Raw genomic sequence first — 16,855 nt, 5'->3', positions numbered from 1 at the left:
GGTGGCCGATTCATCACGAAGAGTTCAATTAATCGTGACAAATGCGCCGTCGATATCGCCGCACAATCCGGTTCCATGGACCCCGCCAAACGCGTCTTGATCGTCGAGGACGATGCCCACATCGCCGAGCTGATGCGCATGCACCTGCAGGACGAGGGCTACGCCATCACGCATGCGGCCGACGGCGACGCCGGCATGCGCGAACTCGAGCGCGGCAGTTGGGACGCATTGATCCTCGACCTGATGCTGCCGGGCATCGACGGGCTCGAAATCTGCCGCCGGGCCCGGGCCATGACGCGCTACACGCCGATCATCATCACCAGCGCCCGCTCCAGCGAGGTGCACCGCATCCTGGGCCTCGAACTCGGCGCCGACGACTACCTGGCCAAGCCGTTCTCGGTGCTGGAACTGGTGGCGCGGGTCCGGGCCCTGCTGCGCCGCAGCGACGCGCTGGCACGCAATGCGCGGATGGAGGCGGGGCGCCTGGACATCGGCAGTCTCTGCATCGATCCGGTCGCGCGCGAGGTGCAGGTCGACGGCAAGCCGGTCGAACTCACGCCGCGCGAATTCGACCTCCTGCATTTCTTCGCCCGCCATCCGGGCCGTGTGTTCTCGCGCCTCGACCTGCTGAACCAGGTCTGGGGCTACCAGCACGACGGCTACGAGCACACGGTCAACACCCACATCAACCGGCTGCGCATGAAGATCGAGGCCGACCCCGCCCAGCCCAGCCGCATCCTCACGGTCTGGGGGCGCGGCTACAAGCTGGCCGGACCGGAGGGCGGGGCATGAGCCTCTTTCGCAGCAGCCTGTCGCGCCGCCTCTCGGCGGTGTTCGCCGTGCTGCTGCTCGCCTGCTGCGGCGCCTCGGTCTGGCTGCAGATGCAGGCCAGCGGGCGCTACGAGCAGGAGGTGATGCAGCGTCTTTCCGGCGGGCTGGCGGCGCACATCGCGCAGAACTCGACCCTGATGGAGCGCGACGGGCTCAACCAGGCGGCCGTGCGCGATCTGTTCGACAAGCTGATGGCCGTCAATCCGAGCGTCGAGGTCTACCTGCTCGGGCTCGACGGCCGGATCCAGGCCCAGGCCGCGCCGCCCGGGCACCTGAAGCGGGACAGGGTCGACGTGGCGCCGATTCGCCGGTTGCTCGACGGCGCCCCCTTGCCGATCGTCGGCGACGATCCGCGCGCCGAAGGCACCCGCAAGGTGTTCAGTGCCGCGCCGCTGCGCATCGACGGTCGCGAGGTCGGCTATGTCTATGTGGTGCTGTCGGGCGAGGAGCGCGACGCGCTGCTGGCCGACGCTGCGGCGAGCAACGTCCTGCGAACGACGTTGTGGTCGGTGGCATTGGTCGCGCTGCTGGGCCTGCTCGCCGGGTTGGCGGCATTCCATCTGATCACGCGCCCGCTGCGCGAATTGACCGGGGCGGTCCGCAGGTTCGAGGCCGATGGCGTGGCGGCGCTGCAGGACGCCGGGCCGACGTTCGAGCGGACCCGCCGCGGCGGCGACGAGATCGCCGCGCTCTCGCAGGCGTTCGTCCAGATGACGCAGCGCATCGCCGAGCAATGGCGCGAGCTCACGCAGCAGGACCAGCAGCGGCGCGAACTGTTCGCCAACATCTCGCACGACCTGCGCACGCCGCTCACTTCATTGCATGGCTATCTCGAGACGCTGTGGGTCAAGGCCGATACGCTCGACGTCGCCGAGCGCCGCCGCTACCTCGAGATCGCGCTGGCGCAAAGCCGCAAGGTCTCGCGGCTGTCGCAGGAGCTGTTCGAGCTGGCGCGGCTGGAGTATGGCGTCGTCAAGCCCGAGAAGGAGACCTTCGCCCTGGCCGACCTGGTGCAGGACGTGTTCCAGAAGTTCGAGCTGGCGGCCGAGGCGCGCCAGCAGCGGCTGGTGGCCGACATCGCGCCGGACCTGCCGGGCGTGACCGCCGACCTCGGCATGATCGAGCGCGTGCTCGCCAACCTGCTCGACAACGCGATCCGCCATACGCCCGCGGGCGGCGAGATCGCGGTGCAGCTGCGGCAGGACAAGGAGGGCGTGCGGGTCGAGATCAGCGACACCGGCCCCGGCATCCCGAACGAGCTGCGCACGGCACTGTTCACGCGACCGGTGTTTTCGTCGGCCGGTGGCCGCAGCGGCGGGCTCGGGCTGGTCATCGTGCAGCGCATCCTGCAGCTGCATGGCAGCGACATCCGGCTCTTGCCACGGCCCGAGAAGGGGGCCGTGTTCTCGTTCCTGCTGACGTAAAAAAGCCCCGCAGCTTTCACTGCGGGGCTTCTTGGCTTGGCTGTGGCAGCCGGGGCCGGGGGATTACATCCCCATGCCGCCCATGCCACCCATGCCGCCCATGTCGGGCATGCCGCCGGCGCCGCCTTCTTCCTTCGGTGCGTCAGCGACCATGGCTTCGGTCGTCAGCAGCAGCGAGGAGACCGAGGCTGCGTTCTGCAGTGCGGTGCGGGTCACCTTGGTCGGGTCCAGGATGCCCAGCTCGAGCATGTCGCCGTAGGTGTCGTTGGCGGCGTTGAAGCCGTAGTTGCCCTTGCCGGCCAACACTTCGTTCACGACCACCGAGGCTTCGCCGCCGGCGTTGTTGACGATCTCGCGCAGCGGCGCTTCGATGGCCTTGAGCACCAGCTTGATGCCGGCGTCCTGGTCAGCGTTGTCGCCCTTGAGCTTGTCGCCCACGGCTTGCTTGGCGCGCAGCAGGGCCACGCCACCACCGGCAACCACGCCTTCTTCCACTGCAGCGCGAGTGGCGTGCAGGGCGTCTTCGACGCGGGCCTTCTTTTCCTTCATTTCGACTTCGGTGGCAGCGCCGACCTTGATCACTGCAACGCCGCCGGCCAGCTTGGCCACGCGCTCTTGCAGCTTTTCGCGGTCGTAGTCGCTGGTCGCTTCTTCGATCTGCACGCGCACTTGCTTGACGCGGGCTTCGATGTCGCCAGCGGCGCCGGCGCCGTCGATGATGATGGTGTTTTCCTTGCCCACTTCGATGCGCTTGGCTTGGCCGAGGTCGGCCAGCGTCACCTTCTCGAGGGTCAGGCCCACTTCTTCAGCGATGACCTTGCCGCCCGTCAGGATGGCGATGTCTTCGAGCATGGCCTTGCGGCGGTCGCCGAAGCCAGGCGCCTTGACGGCCACGACCTTCAGGATGCCGCGGATCGTGTTCACGACCAGGGTCGCCAGGGCTTCGCCTTCGACTTCTTCGGCAATGATCAGCAGCGGACGGCCGGCCTTGGCGACTTGCTCCAGCGTGGGCAGCAGGTCGCGGATGTTGCTGATCTTCTTGTCGAACAGCAGCACGAAGGGGTTGTCCAGCAACGCCGATTGCTTCTCGGGGTTGTTGATGAAGTAGGGCGACAGGTAGCCGCGGTCGAACTGCATGCCTTCGACGACGTCGAGTTCGCTGTCCAGCGACTTGCCGTCTTCGACGGTGATCACGCCTTCCTTGCCGACCTTGTCCATCGCGTCAGCGATGAGCTTGCCGATGGTTTCGTCGCTGTTGGCCGAGATCGAGCCGACTTGCGCGATTTCCTTCGAGGTGGTCGTGGGCTTGGAAGCCTTCTTCAGCTCGGCGACCAGGGCGGTGACCGCCTTGTCGATGCCGCGCTTCAGGTCCATCGGGTTCATGCCGGCAGCCACCAGCTTGAAACCTTCGCGAACGATGGCCTGGGCCAGCACGGTCGCGGTGGTGGTGCCGTCGCCGGCGTTGTCCGAAGTCTTGGAAGCCACTTCCTTCACGAGCTGGGCGCCCATGTTCTGGAGCTTGTCCTTGAGTTCGATTTCCTTGGCGACCGACACGCCGTCCTTGGTCACGGTCGGGGCGCCGAACGAGCGCTCCAGAACCACGTTGCGGCCCTTGGGGCCCAGGGTCACTTTGACTGCGTTGGCGAGGATGTTGACACCTTCGACCATGCGCGCGCGGGCTTCACCGCCGAAGACTACGTCTTTTGCTGCCATGAGATTTCTCCGAATTCAGTTGTTTGGGGGATGAGGGCTTGAGAAATTACTTCTCGACGACGGCAAAGAGGTCGTCTTCCTTCATGACCAGCAGTTCGTCGCCGTCGACCTTGACGGTCTGGCCGCTGTACTTGCCGAACAGGACGCGATCGCCGACCTTGACGCTCATTGCGCCGAGTTCGCCCTTGTCGTTCTTCTTGCCAGGACCGACGGCCAGAACTTCGCCTTGATCAGGCTTCTCGGCGACGTTGTCGGGGATCACGATGCCCGAGGCGGTCTTGGTTTCGCTTTCAATGCGCTTGACGATCACGCGATCGTGCAAAGGACGAAGTTTCATTGCATCTCCTGATAGGAACGGGGGTTTGGCTTGGGCTACGGCGTGGTGCCGGCGCCACATTCGTTGTGAAGCGGGGGACTGTTAGCACTCAACTCCAACGAGTGCTAATGATAAGGGTGTTTTGGGGCATTTCAAGGCGGGCTGACCTTTTCGCCTGCCGTGAAAGCGGTGCGGTGCTAGATTGCTCCGATGGACAGACGCCGGGCCTTTCTCGCCGCCCTGGTCGGGGTGGGGGTCGGTGTTGGCGTGCTCTTCCTGGTGACGGATCTTCCCATGCCGGGGGGGAGCAAGGCCGCGCCCTACCTGGACATTCCGGTGGGCGGCATCCCTGCCGGTGCCCCGAAGTTCTTCATGTGGAACGACGCGCCCTTCGCCCTCGTGCGCACGACCGGCGAGATGCTCGACGATCTCCAGGCGCAGACCCCGAACACCTGGAGCCAGCGCCCGATCCCGGCGGATCGCCCCGCGTTCTTTGTCTACTCCCTGGTGAGTCCGGTCCTGGGGTGCGTGGCCCGGCATGCCCCCAAGGGCGCCTTCCGCTTCGCGCCCGAGCGCCTGTGGCAAGGGGGCTTCTACGACCCCTGCCACTTCGCCGAATGGGACTATGCGGGGCGCGCGATCCGGCAGTACCCGGATCAGGGCGAGTCGATGCGCGTGGCCGATCTCGACGCGCCGGCGTTCGAACTCAGGACGCCGGACACCTTGCGAATCCACCGCTGAGTCCGGCTGGTGCGCCGGTCGAGGCTTCCTGCGAAGGCGCCGGGCTCCGCCCGGTACGTCTACCGCCGCCGATGTGGATGAAGGCGAACCGCCTGTCGGTCGAAATTAGCCTTTCGTCACTTTTCCCACGAAACGGCCGCGTAGGTAAAGCCCGATATCCGTCAAATGTGATAATTTCACATCCACTTGTACTTTGTGACATTTTGAAATTATTTGCTGCGATGTGCCTCTGATCCGATTCAAGGGTCGAGGCCGCGCGATGAAGGATGCAGCCCGATGGCTCAGTCTCTGGAACAGATGCCGATGGCGTCGACGACGGCAAGCTCGAATGTCCCTTGGGGCGGGCGGGCGCGCGGCTTCACGCTGATCGAGTTGATGATCACGGTGGCGATTGTCGCGATCCTGGCGGCGTTGGCCTATCCGTCGTACACGCGTTACATGCTTCGTGCGCATCGCGCGTCTGCGGTCAGCTATGTCATGGGTGTGGCCAGCAAACAAGTGCAGTTCAATCTGGATGCTCGGCGCTACGGCAATGACGCTGATCTGGGCACGACGACGCTGCCGGCCGAAGTGCTTCCGTACTACACCGTGGTAACGACCCCCGACAACGCGGCGGCACCGCCGACTTATACGATTACCGCCACGCCGAAAGACAGTCAGACGGCAGACACACCGTGCGGCACGCTGACGGTCAACCAGACCGGCAACAAGACGATCACGGGTACCGCCGATGTCGCCACTTGCTGGTAATCGGATGCCAACCGCGATGCGGCGCACGGTCATTTCATTCGGTACGCGTAGCCACTCAGGAAAGGGCTTTACGCTGATCGAGCTGCTGGTCGTGGTCACGATTGTCGCGATCTTTGCCGCGCTCGCGGGCCCCTCGTTCGGCAGTTTCATTGCCGGCCAGCGCGTCAAGACAGCGTCCTATGACGTGTGGTCGATGCTCACGCTGGCGCGCAGCGAGGCGCTCAAGCGCAACTCCAGCGTGACTGTCACACCGGCCGACGGAGGTTGGCAGAACGGCTGGAGCGTTACCTCGGGGACGACAACCCTGTTCCAGCACGAATCCTTTTCGGGGCTGACGATCACGGGTCCGGCGACCGGTCTGACCTTTAACAGCACCGGGCGCCTCACGACAACGGTCAACCCGTTCACGTTGAGCAGCAGCACGTATTCGAACCTTGCCGAACGATGCGTTCGGCTCGACCTCAGCGGGCTGCCTGTCAGCAGGACCATTACTTCGGGGAGTTGCTGATGCAAGCACTTCATGCCCATCCGTCAATGCGTCGCCAGGACGGCTTCAGCATGATCGAGGTGCTGGTGACCATGGTCATTCTGATGCTCGGACTGCTCGGTCTGGCCGGCCTGATGATTGCCAGCCAACGGGCGGAAGTCGAGGCGTACCAGCGCGCGCAGGCGCTACTGCTGCTGCAGGACATTTCCGGTCGAATCAACGTGAATAGGCGAGTGGCATTGTGCTACGCGGTGACCACGGACACGGCGAACGGCACGCCCTACCTGGGTACGGGAGGAGCACCGCCTTCCGGCTGTGCGCTGGGCACGATCACCGCGGACAACCTGGCCAACAACGACCTCAGCGCGTGGAGCGACCTGCTGCAGGGCGCCGCCGAGACATTCAAGGACAGCGGCGGCACGATCAACAAGGCGGGTGCGATGGTTGGCGCGCGTGGCTGCATCAGTTTCGACACGGCCAGCAACACCTACATGCTCAGCATCGCGTGGCAGGGGGTCGCTCCTACCACGGCGCCCATATCCAGTCTCAATTGCGGCAAAGGGCTGTACGGCAACGAAAAGTTGCGACGCGTCATCAGCCTGCCCCTGCAGATTGCCAATCTCGTCTGACAGGCACGCACGACATCATGCAGCACCTTGCCCCTTCGCTCACTCGACGATTGCCTGCGCGCAGCCGGCAATCCGGCCTTACGCTGATCGAGCTCATGGTGGCGTCCGTGATCGGATTGCTCTTGGTGGCCGGCATGTCCATGCTCATGGCCAACCAGAGCCTTACGCGCAGCGAACAAGACCAGTCCGGCCGTCAGATCGAAAACGGCCGCTACGCGCTTGCTGCGCTTCAGGCCGACATTCAGCACGCGGGTTACTACGGCCAGTACTCCTACGGCTTTACGGCTCCAACGGTATTGCCGAACCCTTGCGATCTGACCAGCGTCAAGGAGATCGAAGCGAACATGGCCCTGCCGATCCAGGGCTATGACGCGCCGACCTCGGTACCTGCGCCGCTCTCGACCTGCCTACCTGACGCCAATCACGTGTCGGGCACTGACATCCTCGTGATCCGGAGGCTGGAAGCGGACGACGCACTGCCCGCGGTCAATGCTTCGCTGGTCGTCGGACAGTTCTACGTGCAGGCCACGCCCGCCGCGAAAGCAGCCGGCCTGGTAATTGCGGCGAACCAAGTGAAGGCCGCCGACGACACCACGACCGGCGCGCCCTTGGCGATCTTCAGTCTCCTGAAGAAGGATGGCGTCACCCCAGCCGAACTGCGCCGCTACGTGCAGCACATCTACTTCGTGAGCCCCTGCAATGTCTATGCGACGGGTGCAACCACCTGCACGGCCACCGCAGACAACGGCAAACCCGTGCCCACACTCAAGCGCCTGGACCTGTGCACCACGAATGATCCCGCTGCACCCGTGAACTGCAGCGGCGCGCCCGGCTTTGCGGTCGTGCCGCTGGTTGAGGGCATCCAGAACATGCAGATCGACTACGGCATCGATGCCACCGCTGCCGCCGCGTCGCCGGACGGAACGCCCGGGCCGATGGTGACCGCGCCCGCGCTGGCTGACTGGCCCAACCTGATGGCGGTGCAAGTCAACCTGCTGGTGCGCAACGGCAACCCGTCCGCTGGCCTCAGCGATGCGCAAAAGACCAAGACCTACTCGATGGGGTTGGCCGGATCGGTCGGTCCTTTCAGCGACGCCTACAAGCGCCATGTCTACGTGGCTACCGTGCGCGTCGTCAACCTCAGCCAGCAGCGTGAATGATGAAGAAACAAGCGCAACCTTCCACGCGAAGGCCCTCGACCATGCCAAGGCAGCGCGGGATGACTTTGCTGGTCAGCCTGGTCATGCTCGTCGTGTTGATCCTGTTGGTGGTTTCGGCGATCCGCATGAGCAACTCCCAGTTGCGCACCGTGGGCAACGTGCAAGCGCAGAACGAGGCCATCGCGGCAGCGCAGCAGGGCGTGGAGCGACTGCTCGGCAGCGTCACCAACTTCACCGCACCGCCAGCAAGGCAAACGGTGAACGTCGACATCAATGGCGACGGTGTGACCGACTACACGGCCACGGTTGAGACGCCCGTGTGCCTGCAGTCGGTCACGGCGACCGGCTACAGCGACACCTACGATCCCAGCACTCCGGGCGGCGCAGCCAGCATCGCGCCGCAGAACACTTACTGGGATATCAAGGCCACCGCCACAGATACGCGTACCGGTGCGGCCGCGGCCATGCATCAAGGCGTGCGTGTGCTGCTCCCTGCCGGCGCGACTTGCTAACGCCCGAATCAACGTGCGCGACCACCAACGAAAGCCCGCCATGAAAAACACCAACAATTCGAAACTGCTGGCGCTGATTGCCATGGTGCTTTGGCTATTTGCCTGGGCGCCGGCCCATGCGGACGACACCGACCTGTTCAGGCAGAACGGGAGTGCGGGTGTGCCCAACATCATTTTCATTCTCGACAACACGGCCAACTGGGCCGAAAACGCTCAGCATTGGCCCGATGAGTACGCTGGCCAAGCAGAAGTGAGGGCGATCAAGAACTTCATTGCGGGGCTGACCAAGCCTGCCAATGTCGGGCTGATCATGTACACCACCGACCCCACCACGCGCCAGACCGGCGGATACGTGCGCTTCGGCGTCCGTGGCATGACGACTTCGGCGACCGACAAGACGGCGACGCCGGCCAACCTCGCCCTGCAGGACATCACGCAGAGCATCTACACGGGGTTGAACACCGGGAACAGTCTGGGAGAGAACGTCGCCAACAGCAAGGGAGGCATTGCCAATACTCTTTACGAGACTTGGCTCTACATCACGAGTTCGAACAGTTGGGCCAGCATGGACCGCTCTGCCGACTATTCGGGCAACGCGTCGGCAAGGACGACTTCCACGTCCACACCGGCGCTGACGTCGGGCTTTGCCTATCAAGGATCGGCGACTGGCTCGAAGTACGTCGGCCCGAACGGTGCGTGCGGCAACACGTACATCATTTTCATCGGCAACAACAGCAGGGCGGCGAATCCGGACCTTCCGCTGTCGACGGATCCTTCGCTGGCCACGCTGAAGACCTACAACTATTCGACCGCACCGGATGTCCAGTCGGCATGGGCGCGATTCCTGCGCCTTCGCCCTGACCTCGGCACGGGTACCGAAGCGGCCAACAACGGCGCGGTCTTTACGTACACCATCGACGCCTACAAGGATCAACAAAGCGCCAGCTACACGCAGATCCTGAAGAACATGGCCGCCGAAGGAGGCGGGGAGTATGCCCAGGCCGGTAGCTACGCAGCGCTCAGCCTGGAAATCAAGAACTTCACGGACAAGATGCTGGCCACGAACTCGGTGTTCGCCTCGGCGTCGCTGCCGGTGTCGGTCAGCGTGCGTGGCAGCTACCTCAACCAGGTATATCTGGGGGTGTTTCGGCCCGACGGCAACGCGCAGCCGAATTGGGTCGGCAACCTCAAGCAGTACAAGTTGGGTGCCAATTACAACACCACGCCGCCCTCTGTGATATTGGTCGACAGCGTGGGCGCTAGCGCGGAGAACGCCGGGACCGGCTTCGTCAATCCCGGTGCAATCAGCTTCTGGACGTCGTCCTCCACCTTCTGGAATCCCGCCTACTACGTGAATTCACAGGGCCTCGGCGGAAGTTCGGACTCTCCTGATGGCGACTTGGTCGAGAAGGGCGGCGTGGCTCAATTCCTGCGCACGGCTTATCCCACGAGTCAGGCTACCCGCAAGATCTATACGTGCACGGGAACGGGAACAGCTGCGTGCGGCGCGATGGCGTCCTTCGATACGAACAATGCCGGGATCACAAACACACTGCTGGGGGCAAGCAGCACGACGGAACACGATGCCATCATCAACTGGGTGCGCGGCGGTAACGTCAACCTGGATGATCCAATCAACAAGAATGCAAATACGACGACCACGAGCATTCGTGGCTTCGTTCACGGTGACGTGCTGCACTCGCGCCCGGCCATCATCAACTACAACCGCACGGCCGACGACGTCATGGTGTTCTACGGGGCGAACGACGGCATGCTGCATGCCGTCAAGGGCGGCCAGGACACCTCCGCAAACGACGGCAACGAGTTGTGGAGCTTCGTTGCGCCCGAACACTATGGCCAGTTCAAGCGCATGCGCGATCACTCGCCGCTGATCGACAGCACCAATACCGCCACCGCCAAGCCCTACTTCATGGACGGCTCGCCGACGGTCTACACCTTTACTACCGCGACCGACGGCAAGATCGACTACACGCGTGGCGACAAGGCCTACCTGTTCATGTCCATGCGGCGCGGCGGGCGTTTCATTTACGCCTTCGATGTCAGCAATCCGGCAAGCCCGACAGTGCTGTGGAAGCGTAGCAACCAGGACACCGGATTCAATGAACTGGGGCAGTCCTGGTCGGATCCGCGCGTTGCCAAGATCCGCTATTCCGCCAGCGGTGCGTCAAGTGGTAGCCTGGTTCTGATCTTCGGCCTTGGCTACGATCCGGTGGCCGAAGATCCCGATCCGATCAATCAGGGCACGGCGACGATGGGGCGTGGCGTCATGGTGGTGGACATGCTCACGGGCGACCCCATCTGGCAGGCCGGCCCGGCTCCTGCGGGCGCGACTTACAACACCACGGTTGCGGGAATGACGCGCGACATTCCCGCTGCGATGGCCATCTACGACTCCAACCGGGATGGCTTTGCGGACCGCGTCTACGCGGCCGACACTGGCGCGAATATCTGGCGCATCAACATCAACGATGCAAGCCCCACCAACTGGTCTGTGAGCAAGCTTGCGGCGCTGGGCGGCACCGGCGCCAATGCGCGCAAGTTTCTCTTCCCGCCCGATATCGTGCCAGCCTCGCCAACTATTCTCACAGACTCGCTGCTGATCGGATCCGGCGACCGCGAACACCCGTTCGACACCACGATCAAGAACCGCTTCTACATGATCAAGGACAAGCACGATCTGCTCCACACGCCCGCCAGCGCGATCATTGAAGGGCAGGCGGGGCTCAACGCGGGCGTTGCCGGCCAGTTGTACGACGCAACGGCGGACTTGGTACAAACCGGTTCTTCCGCATCGATAGTTTCCGCGGCGAAGGCTGCTTTGGACGCGGCAAGCGGCTGGTACGCCGTGCTCCAAGCTTCCGGCGAGAAAGTGGTGGGTGGGTCCACCACAATTGCCGGCACTGTCTTCTTCGGAACCAATTCACCCACACCGCCGTCGACCAACATGTGCGGAAGTCTCGGCATGGCCCGCCTGTACGGCACGAGCTTCATCGACGGCTCAGCAACCATTGACCGCAATCGCGACGGGATGTTGAACACCGCCGATCTCTTCGAGATTCGTAACGGTGGCGGTCTGCCGCCAACGCCCACGCCCTTCTCGGTGGTGATCGACGGTAAAACCTACCAGGGCGCCATCACCGGCCCGCACGTCATCCCGGCCCCGGGGCCGGCCTTGGGTCGTCGCTATCGGACCTTCTGGCAGCGAATGCTCGATTCGAACTGACGGCCTCTGGGCTATGGGTTGAGCATGGTCAGCGTCAAAGGTTTCGCGCTTGGGTACGAGCGCGAGCAGCCGAGCAACGCGGAGGGCTTGAAGGCGTCGTGCGGCGCCACTTTGCACTGCCCGATGTCGGCACCGCCTGGCACGACCTGGTGCATGACGTCGACCCGCGCTTCGGCCTGCATGCCTTCGCCGCTTGCACCATGATGTCGCTGCGCAAGAGCCTGAGGAACGGCCGGGTCTGGATCGACCATTCGGTGAGCTTCCGCTATCGTCAACTGCCGTTCCTGATCGGCGGCGGCAGCGGCGCGGACGGCAAGTCCGGCCTCGGCGCGCAAAAGCCGGAAATTCCGCTCAAGATGAGAAGGCAGAGAACCTACTGGTAAAGCGAGAGCGATCGCTGAGTCGCAACGCGCATCGCTCTTTGCAGGGTTGCATGGCGACCCTGTTAGATTCGCCGTGCGCGGCCAGGGTCGCGAAACAGACACGTCCCCATTCACCTTCATGGAAAACCAACTCGCCTGGGTCCAAGCCGCCTGCGCACGCATCCTGCGTCCGGTGGTCAGGCTCGCGCTGGCCATGGGGCTCAAGCACCCTCACCTCGAAGAACTGCTGCGCGACCTCCTGCTGGACGAGGCGCGCCGCCTGTGGCGCGCCGAGGGCGTGAAAGAGCCCAACATCAGCCAGCTTTCGGTGGCGACGGGCCTGAACCGCAAGGCGGTCACGGCCAAGGTCCGGGAGCCAAGCGACCATCTCGCGAGCACCGACGTGTCGGCGGCCGCCAAGACATTCACGACGTGGCTGCAGCTTGTTTCCGACAGGCCCGAAGACCGGCGGCTGCCGATCGTCGGCAACGGCGACATCCAGTCGTTTGAAAAACTGGCCTGGCAGGGCAGCCGTGGCAACGTGCACCATCGAGCGATCCTGGACGAGCTGGTTCGGCTCAACATGGTGACCGAGCACGACGGATACGTCGAACTCAAGGCCGAGGGCTTCGTGCCTTCGGCGGACCTGCAGTCGATGCTCGCATTCCTCGGCGACAACTCCCGAGATCACCTGCTCGCGGCGGTCTCCAACATCCAGGGGAATCGGCCGCCGCTGCTCGAGCGTGCGGTGTATGCAGGCGGCGTGACAATGCAGGATTGCGAAGCCATTCACGAGATCGTCCGGCAGCGCTGGAGCGGGCTGCATCATGAGCTGACCGCGCAGATGACGCGCGCTGTCGAGGCGGCGGGCCCGGCCGCCTCGGGCCGGATCCGCGTCGGCATCTACACCTATTACGAAGACGCCACGGACCCACCGGGCGCGACCGAGAGCAAATCATGAAGACCAGACCCTGGCTCGCCAGCCTGACGCCGCTGTTGCTGGCGCTGCTTCTTTCGTGCGGTGGCGGCGGCGGCGGCGGCGGCGGCAGTCCGGTGGGCGGAGCCTCCTCGGCCCAGGGAGCGGCCGGCGCGTCCGCCGCCGTGCCATCGAGCGGCGATGCGGGGGGCGACAGCACCGGCGCCACAGGGGGATCAGCGTCCACCGGGGGATCGACGAGCACGGCCTCGGGTGGGGACAACTCCGGCGTCGGGTCGGGCGGCACCGGCATCGGCACCGCGGATGCCGCCACCAGCGTCGGCGCAGTCGATGGCATGGGCAGCATCATCGTCAATGGCCTGCGCTATGACATCGACCAGGCCGTGGTGAGCCTGTCGGATGCCGCGACGCTGCAGATCGGGATGACCGCCAAGGTCACGGGTCCGGTCGACGCCGCCTTTGCGAATGGCGTTGCCAGGCAGGTGATCTCCGCGGTGGAACTGCGCGGAGCGGTCTCCGTCATCGATCCGGTCGGCGGCAGCTTCGTGGTCATGGGCACGACGGTGAGCGTCGACGAGACCACCGTCTGGGCCGATGTGCCAGGACTGGCCGGCCTGGCCGCCGGCACGACGGTACAGGTCTGGGGCCTGCCGACGAGCCCTGGCGTGCTGCGCGCGACACGCGTGGAGCAGGCCGCCGTGAATGCCGCCCCCGTCGTCACGGGCACCGTGGCGCAGCTGGACACGGCCAGAGGCACCTTCGCATTGGGCAGCCTGAGCATCGCGTACGGTTCGGCAGGTTTTGCCGCCGGCATCGATGCCGGTACGCTGGCAAACGGCGCCTTCGTGCGGGTCCGGGCCAACACCCAGCCCGCAGCCGGCGTGCTCGACGCCACGGGGGTGGAGAGCTGGTACGTGATCCCCAAGGTGGGCGGCACGCCGATCCAGCTTGAAGGCGTGATCGGAAACTACACGGGGCTGGGTTCGTTCCAGCTCTTGGGGACGACCATCGATGCCTCGGCAGCCCAGATCACCGGCGGCGCCGCTGCCAAGATCGCCAACGGAGTCAAGGTGGTGGTCGGAGGGACCCTGGTCAACGGCGTGCTGGTCGCAGCGAAGCTCAAGATCGTGCACATCCCTGGCGGCGGCGCACTGCCGTCCTACACGCTCATCGGCACGGTGGGCAACTTTGCTTCTCCGGCGAGCTTCCGCGTGCGCGGGCAACTGGTGGACGCCAGCAGCCCCGGCGTCGTGTTCGTCAACGGCGCGCAGGCCGGCCTGACTAATGGCGCAAAGGTCACCGTGCTGGGCGCTCAGGTGGTGAATGGCGCGCTGATCGCCAGCCAGGTCAGTTTCGACTAGGGCCTGTTCAGGCCCTGGCCCGCAGGGGAGATCGCCGCGTCGACGATGGTCTGCGCCTCGGCCAGGATCCGCTCCAGGTGCTCGGCACCGCGGAAGCTCTCGCCGTAGATCTTGTAAATCTCCTCGGTGCCTGAGGGGCGGGCCGCGAACCAGCCATTCTTCGCGATCACCTTGATGCCGCCGATCGCGCCGCCGTTGCCGGGCGCGTGGCTCAGGACGGTGTCGATCGGCTCGCCGGCCAGTTCGCTGGCGCGCAGCTGCTGCGGCGCGAGCGCCGCCAGCTGTTTCTTCTGCTGCAGGCTGGCGGGCGCGTCGATCCGGCTGGCGACCGGATGGCCGAATTCGTTCGCCAGCTCGACATAGAGCGCACCGGGGTCGCGGCCGGTGCGGGCGGTGATCTCGGCCGAGAGCAATGCTGCGGTGATGCCGTCCTTGTCGGTGGTCCAGACCGTGCCGTCGCGGCGCAGGAAGGTAGCGCCCGCGCTTTCTTCCCCGACGAAGCCGAGCGAGGCGTCCAGCAGGCCGTCGGCGAACCACTTGAAGCCGACCGGCACTTCGAAGAGCCGGCGGCCGAGCCTTTGCGCAAGCGCGTCGATGAGCCGCGTGGACACCACCGTCTTGCCCACGGCCGCCCCGGCGCCCCATTGAGGACGGTGCTGGAACAGGTAGTCGATCGCGACCGACAGGTAGTGGTTGGGCTGCAGCAGGCCGGCGCTGCGGGTGACGATGCCGTGGCGGTCGTGGTCGGTGTCGCAGGCGAAGCCGACGTCGTAGCGGTCCCTGATGTCGAGCAGGCGCTGCATCGCGTAGGTCGACGACGGGTCCATGCGGATCTGGCCGTCCCAGTCGAGGGTCATGAAGCTGAACCGAGGATCGACGGCGTCGCTGACCACGGCGAGGTCGATCCGGTAGCGTTCGGCGATCGCGCCCCAGTAGTGGACGCCGGCGCCGCCGAGCGGGTCGACACCCATGCGCACGCCCGACGCCCGAATCGAATCCATGTCGATCACGCTGCCCAGGTCGCCCACATAGGCGGCCAGGAAGTCGTGGCGGTGGGTGGTCGCGGCCTGCAAGGCCTTCTCGTGCGGCATCCGCCGGACGCCCTCGAGTCCTTTCTCGATGAAGCGATTGGCCGCGTCCTGTACCGGGCCCGTGATGTCCGTGCCGGCCGGCCCGCCGTTGGGAGGGTTGTACTTGAAGCCGCCATCGCGCGGCGGGTTGTGCGAAGGCGTGACGACGATGCCGTCGGCCAGCCCGCGCGTGCGCCCGCGGTTGTACGTGAGGATCGCGTGCGACAGGGCCGGGGTCGGCGTGTATTCGTCGCCGCTGGCCAGCATCACCTCGACGCCGTTCGCGGCCAGCACTTCGAGCGCGCTGGCGGCCGCGGGCGCGGACAGCGCGTGCGTGTCGATGCCGAGGTAGAGCGGGCCGTCGATGCCCTGCGCCCGGCGATGGTCGCAGATCGCCTGGGTGATGGCGAGCACGTGCCACTCGTTGAAGGAGCGGTCGAAGGCGCAGCCGCGATGGCCCGAGGTGCCGAAGGCCACGCGCTCGGCCGCCACGGTGGGGTCGGGTCGCTCGGCGCGATAGGCCGCGAGCAGCGCGTCGATGTCGATGAGGGCGTCGGGGGGCGCCGGCTGGCCGGCGAGGGGGCTGATGCGTGAGGCCATGGAGGCTCCTGTGTGGCGATTCAAGGGCTGGACCGGGTCGCGCCCTGCCAGGTGGCCGGGGGCAGGTCGCGCAGGTCGGCGATGCGCGCCAGCGTGATGTCCGGCGGGGGGTAGGCGCCGACGACCCGCGGATCGAGCGCGTAGTGGCCCTGGCGTGGAAAGACGGTGGTGAGGCGCTCGCCCAGCGCGGCCTTCATGGCCGAGAGGATGCGTAGCTTGTCGTCCACCATGACGTAGTGGCGTGCCGGGTAGCGCTGCTGCACCGCGTCGAGCATCAGCTCCTTGTGGATGTAGATCAGCACCCGGCCGTCGACGGCCTGCCAGAGCCCCGAGCGCTGCACCTTGCGTGGCTGGAACACCGCGTCCCCGTCCGAGAGGATCACCGGGACGCCGAAGCGCTGCAGGTGCTCGACGACGCCCAGCGCACCCGCAAAGAGGCGCTCGGCGAACGGGTAGTCGATCAGGAAGGCCGACATCTGCAGCAGCCGCGGGTCGCTCATGTCGTCGTCGCCGAGTTCTCGCAGGCGAAAGCGCTGCAGCGCGCCCAGATAGTCGGCGTAGCCCAGCTCGCTGAACAGCGCCTCGAAGAAGGTCCAGTAGCGCTCGGCCCTGGCGGTGCCGAAGTTGTCGGCCAGTCGGCGTCGCAGGTCGTCGACCAGGCCATCGTTGTCGAACAGCGTGTTGTCGACGTCGAGCAAGAAAACGATGTCCTGCATCG

16 protein-coding genes are annotated in these 16,855 nt (G+C 65.3%); 12 read left to right on the top strand and 4 right to left on the bottom strand.

Annotated features, from left to right (window positions below):
• Window positions 1–75 precede the first annotated feature (75 nt).
• On the top strand, window positions 76–792 hold the full coding sequence (locus AC1D2O_RS09950; RefSeq protein ID WP_478156864.1) for a response regulator transcription factor: 717 nt from the start codon (window positions 76–78) through the stop codon (window positions 790–792).
• A complete protein-coding gene (locus tag AC1D2O_RS09945) occupies window positions 789–2,255 on the top strand; it encodes a sensor histidine kinase (protein WP_478087970.1) in 1,467 nt (488 codons plus the stop codon). The genes AC1D2O_RS09950 and AC1D2O_RS09945 overlap by 4 nt, the downstream gene beginning before the upstream one ends.
• Before the next feature lie 63 nt (window positions 2,256–2,318).
• Here the strand turns inward: AC1D2O_RS09945 and groL are convergent, their stop codons facing one another.
• Both groL and AC1D2O_RS09935 read right to left on the bottom strand, forming a co-directional pair.
• Window positions 2,319–3,968, bottom strand: a complete 1,650-nt coding sequence (groL, locus tag AC1D2O_RS09940; protein ID WP_478156862.1) for a chaperonin GroEL — start codon at window positions 3,966–3,968, stop codon at window positions 2,319–2,321.
• 46 nt (window positions 3,969–4,014) lie between these two features.
• On the bottom strand, window positions 4,015–4,305 hold the full coding sequence (locus AC1D2O_RS09935; RefSeq protein ID WP_478156860.1) for a co-chaperone GroES: 291 nt from the start codon (window positions 4,303–4,305) through the stop codon (window positions 4,015–4,017).
• 189 nt (window positions 4,306–4,494) lie between these two features.
• Here AC1D2O_RS09935 and AC1D2O_RS09930 point away from each other — a divergent pair, with 189 nt between their 5' ends.
• From AC1D2O_RS09930 to AC1D2O_RS09885, 10 genes are all read left to right on the top strand, one after another.
• Window positions 4,495–5,025 carry a Rieske (2Fe-2S) protein gene (locus AC1D2O_RS09930; RefSeq protein WP_478087965.1) on the top strand — a complete coding sequence of 177 codons (531 nt, stop codon included), beginning with the start codon at window positions 4,495–4,497 and terminating at the stop codon, window positions 5,023–5,025.
• 276 nt (window positions 5,026–5,301) lie between these two features.
• The gene (locus AC1D2O_RS09925) at window positions 5,302–5,775 is read left to right on the top strand and encodes a type IV pilin protein (protein ID WP_478156858.1); all 474 of its coding nucleotides are present in this window, start codon (window positions 5,302–5,304) and stop codon (window positions 5,773–5,775) included.
• A gap of 4 nt (window positions 5,776–5,779) precedes the next feature.
• Window positions 5,780–6,283, top strand: a complete 504-nt coding sequence (locus AC1D2O_RS09920) for a GspH/FimT family pseudopilin (protein WP_477650730.1) — start codon at window positions 5,780–5,782, stop codon at window positions 6,281–6,283.
• Window positions 6,283–6,891, top strand: a complete 609-nt coding sequence (gene pilV, locus AC1D2O_RS09915) for a type IV pilus modification protein PilV (RefSeq protein WP_477650731.1) — start codon at window positions 6,283–6,285, stop codon at window positions 6,889–6,891. The genes AC1D2O_RS09920 and pilV overlap by 1 nt, the downstream gene beginning before the upstream one ends.
• Before the next feature lie 17 nt (window positions 6,892–6,908).
• Entirely contained in the window at window positions 6,909–8,051 is a 1,143-nt protein-coding gene (locus AC1D2O_RS09910) for a PilW family protein (protein WP_478156855.1), read from the top strand.
• Between the two features lie 59 nt (window positions 8,052–8,110).
• Entirely contained in the window at window positions 8,111–8,563 is a 453-nt protein-coding gene (locus AC1D2O_RS09905; RefSeq protein ID WP_477650772.1) for a hypothetical protein, read from the top strand.
• Window positions 8,564–8,603: 40 nt separating this feature from the next.
• Window positions 8,604–11,807 carry a pilus assembly protein gene (locus tag AC1D2O_RS09900; RefSeq protein ID WP_478156853.1) on the top strand — a complete coding sequence of 1,068 codons (3,204 nt, stop codon included), beginning with the start codon at window positions 8,604–8,606 and terminating at the stop codon, window positions 11,805–11,807.
• Between the two features lie 98 nt (window positions 11,808–11,905).
• On the top strand, window positions 11,906–12,190 hold the full coding sequence (locus tag AC1D2O_RS09895; protein WP_478088332.1) for a hypothetical protein: 285 nt from the start codon (window positions 11,906–11,908) through the stop codon (window positions 12,188–12,190).
• A gap of 118 nt (window positions 12,191–12,308) precedes the next feature.
• Window positions 12,309–13,130, top strand: a complete 822-nt coding sequence (locus AC1D2O_RS09890; protein ID WP_478156851.1) for a DUF6502 family protein — start codon at window positions 12,309–12,311, stop codon at window positions 13,128–13,130.
• Complete coding sequence (locus AC1D2O_RS09885; protein ID WP_478088328.1) at window positions 13,127–14,467, top strand: DUF5666 domain-containing protein; 1,341 nt, start codon at window positions 13,127–13,129, stop codon at window positions 14,465–14,467. The genes AC1D2O_RS09890 and AC1D2O_RS09885 overlap by 4 nt, the downstream gene beginning before the upstream one ends.
• Here the strand turns inward: AC1D2O_RS09885 and pgm are convergent.
• Together pgm and AC1D2O_RS09875 are read right to left on the bottom strand one after the other, a co-directional pair.
• Window positions 14,464–16,137: a phosphoglucomutase (alpha-D-glucose-1,6-bisphosphate-dependent) gene (gene pgm, locus AC1D2O_RS09880; protein ID WP_478088326.1), complete on the bottom strand. Its 1,674-nt coding sequence runs from the start codon at window positions 16,135–16,137 to the stop codon at window positions 14,464–14,466. The genes AC1D2O_RS09885 and pgm overlap by 4 nt on opposite strands.
• 20 nt (window positions 16,138–16,157) lie before the next feature.
• A complete protein-coding gene (locus AC1D2O_RS09875; RefSeq protein ID WP_478088325.1) occupies window positions 16,158–16,853 on the bottom strand; it encodes an HAD family hydrolase in 696 nt (231 codons plus the stop codon).
• Window positions 16,854–16,855: the final 2 nt, after the last annotated feature.

The organism is Variovorax sp. P1_G12 (assembly GCF_056405555.1).
Note: the sequence above shows the minus strand (reverse complement) of the source record. Positions and strands in the feature narration are given on the sequence as shown.

What these genes read in the sequence shown, in the direction of transcription:
- pilV (WP_477650731.1), top strand. Translation starts at nt 6,283, where the DNA reads ATGCAAGCACTTCATGCCCATCCGTCAATGCGTCGCCAGGACGGCTTC.
- groL (WP_478156862.1), bottom strand. Translation starts at nt 3,968, where the DNA reads ATGGCAGCAAAAGACGTAGTCTTCGGCGGTGAAGCCCGCGCGCGCATG.
- AC1D2O_RS09930 (WP_478087965.1), top strand. Translation starts at nt 4,495, where the DNA reads ATGGACAGACGCCGGGCCTTTCTCGCCGCCCTGGTCGGGGTGGGGGTC.
- AC1D2O_RS09920 (WP_477650730.1), top strand. Translation starts at nt 5,780, where the DNA reads ATGCCAACCGCGATGCGGCGCACGGTCATTTCATTCGGTACGCGTAGC.
- AC1D2O_RS09875 (WP_478088325.1), bottom strand. Translation starts at nt 16,853, where the DNA reads ATGCAGGACATCGTTTTCTTGCTCGACGTCGACAACACGCTGTTCGAC.
- AC1D2O_RS09935 (WP_478156860.1), bottom strand. Translation starts at nt 4,305, where the DNA reads ATGAAACTTCGTCCTTTGCACGATCGCGTGATCGTCAAGCGCATTGAA.
- AC1D2O_RS09910 (WP_478156855.1), top strand. Translation starts at nt 6,909, where the DNA reads ATGCAGCACCTTGCCCCTTCGCTCACTCGACGATTGCCTGCGCGCAGC.
- AC1D2O_RS09900 (WP_478156853.1), top strand. Translation starts at nt 8,604, where the DNA reads ATGAAAAACACCAACAATTCGAAACTGCTGGCGCTGATTGCCATGGTG.
- AC1D2O_RS09945 (WP_478087970.1), top strand. Translation starts at nt 789, where the DNA reads ATGAGCCTCTTTCGCAGCAGCCTGTCGCGCCGCCTCTCGGCGGTGTTC.
- pgm (WP_478088326.1), bottom strand. Translation starts at nt 16,137, where the DNA reads ATGGCCTCACGCATCAGCCCCCTCGCCGGCCAGCCGGCGCCCCCCGAC.
- AC1D2O_RS09885 (WP_478088328.1), top strand. Translation starts at nt 13,127, where the DNA reads ATGAAGACCAGACCCTGGCTCGCCAGCCTGACGCCGCTGTTGCTGGCG.
- AC1D2O_RS09905 (WP_477650772.1), top strand. Translation starts at nt 8,111, where the DNA reads ATGACTTTGCTGGTCAGCCTGGTCATGCTCGTCGTGTTGATCCTGTTG.
- AC1D2O_RS09950 (WP_478156864.1), top strand. Translation starts at nt 76, where the DNA reads ATGGACCCCGCCAAACGCGTCTTGATCGTCGAGGACGATGCCCACATC.
- AC1D2O_RS09925 (WP_478156858.1), top strand. Translation starts at nt 5,302, where the DNA reads ATGGCTCAGTCTCTGGAACAGATGCCGATGGCGTCGACGACGGCAAGC.
- AC1D2O_RS09890 (WP_478156851.1), top strand. Translation starts at nt 12,309, where the DNA reads ATGGAAAACCAACTCGCCTGGGTCCAAGCCGCCTGCGCACGCATCCTG.